3 protein-coding genes are annotated in these 1,602 nt (G+C 30.3%); all 3 read right to left on the minus strand.

Going from position 1 to position 1,602, the window contains the following annotated elements; translation table 11 throughout:
- A partial coding sequence (locus QZL64_RS12805) for a DnaB-like helicase C-terminal domain-containing protein (protein ID WP_296309679.1) occupies positions 1-621 on the minus strand: 621 nt, incomplete at its 3' end.
- Complete coding sequence (locus QZL64_RS12810; protein ID WP_021842348.1) at positions 602-1,168, minus strand: hypothetical protein; 567 nt, start codon at positions 1,166-1,168, stop codon at positions 602-604. The genes QZL64_RS12805 and QZL64_RS12810, both read right to left, overlap by 20 nt.
- Before the next feature lie 55 nt (positions 1,169-1,223).
- Positions 1,224-1,602, minus strand: a 379-nt coding sequence (locus tag QZL64_RS12815) for a hypothetical protein (protein WP_296309680.1), incomplete at its 5' end; no start/stop codon positions are given.

A 1,602-nucleotide genomic window follows, 5' to 3' on the forward strand; every position in this document is an offset into this window, starting at 1 on the left:
TTTCTTTGCTTTGATAAATACTCTTTCAAGTTCAGATATAATCATTCTTTCATCTTTATAGTTATCACTATTTACTAATAAAGTATGATCTAAAATGACTATTAACCATTTATCCTTAGCAATCGTATTTTGAAAATATGTAATTGTATCGTCTATCTTTTGTACTGTAGCTGCATCGTCCACATAATATATTGGATAATCTTTTAAAGATTCTGCAGTCTCCTCAACTAAGTTAAGTTCTTTATCAGAAAGATCTTCTGATGCTGAGTACAATTGTGTAGTTGTTTGACGCAACTTATTAGATAGTTTTCTTCCTACTTGTGCACGGCTAAGCATTTCAAATGAGAAAGAAAGTACGATCAATTCTTTGTTAGAATTAAGTTCAATTAAATCAGTTTCAAGCGTATTTACAAACGAAGACTTACCAGTTCCTGATGCTCCTACAATTGTATAAACACAACCAGGTTCAATCCCACCACAACACATTTCATTGAATTTATTCCATCTACTTTTAAGTGGTTCAATTTCATGATTTTTACGTCTTCGTATATATGTAACAGCTTCACTTGCAGCTGTAGATATATGTTTAAACGGTAGTGGATTAACGTAATTTTGTTCCATACAACATAGTAGTTTCAGGTTGGTTAATATTCATTTGCTCTTCAATTAATTCCCATTCATGTGAAGTAAGCCATTTCCACATAGTTTTCATATAACCAAGCTTACCAGTCATTGCTTTATCGGAAAGCTCAAAATTCAAAGCGGTTATGATTCTATTGTGAAGATCAGGGTTGCCTTTAACTAGTTTGTTATAATAATCTCTACATTTCTTAACATTACTTCTAAGAAAGCCTTTAGTTCCATCTGGTCTACTAACCATTATTGGATATAATGTATAAAATTGCTCAAAAAGTACGTCTTTAGGAGTCAATTTGTCTACTAATTCCTTAGTAGGTTTATACACTAACTTTTTACTATCATCTTTCTTCTGAATAAGATTTCTGTCGATTAAGTCTTGTATTTCACTATCACTGACCAGGCGAATAAGTGGTGTGATACCTTGATGGGATTTTTGATTCTTATCTAATACAAGACTTAAAAATACTAACTGATTAATTGATATATTGTCTATTATTTCTAATAGACTTGTATCTAGTTCAATGATCATGCTCTTAAAAATTTTAAAAGCTTGTCAAAGATTTGTTATTTTCTGCCAATTTTTGTTAAAAGTTAAACAAGCTTAACTGTCTAGGTTTTAATTGTTCAATCACTTTAACACATTGAGTAATATAATATTGATAATCAACATCATATATACTCTGGAATGTCTCTCCTTGAGAATATTTCCATTGAAGATCTTCATCAGAATATAATCGATTATGAAGTTTTACTCCATGACCTTTTAGCATATTATGATATGATCTTTTTCCAGTTTCATCTAATTTCCATTTCCATAAGTAATATCCACTATTACTAACGTAAAATCGATTAGTTCTCTGTTGAATTTGTTCATTATACTCAACTGTCCACTGTTTACCAGTCTTCTCAGCTTGTAAGAATTTACGTATATCTCTACATGATTTAATTGTATCTTCTACTGGA

It is taken from the genome of Veillonella sp. CAG:933 (assembly GCF_000431435.1).
Classification (GTDB): Bacteria; Bacillota; Negativicutes; order Veillonellales; family Veillonellaceae; genus Veillonella_A.

What these genes read in the sequence shown, in the direction of transcription:
- QZL64_RS12810 (WP_021842348.1), bottom strand. Translation starts at nt 1,168, where the DNA reads ATGATCATTGAACTAGATACAAGTCTATTAGAAATAATAGACAATATA.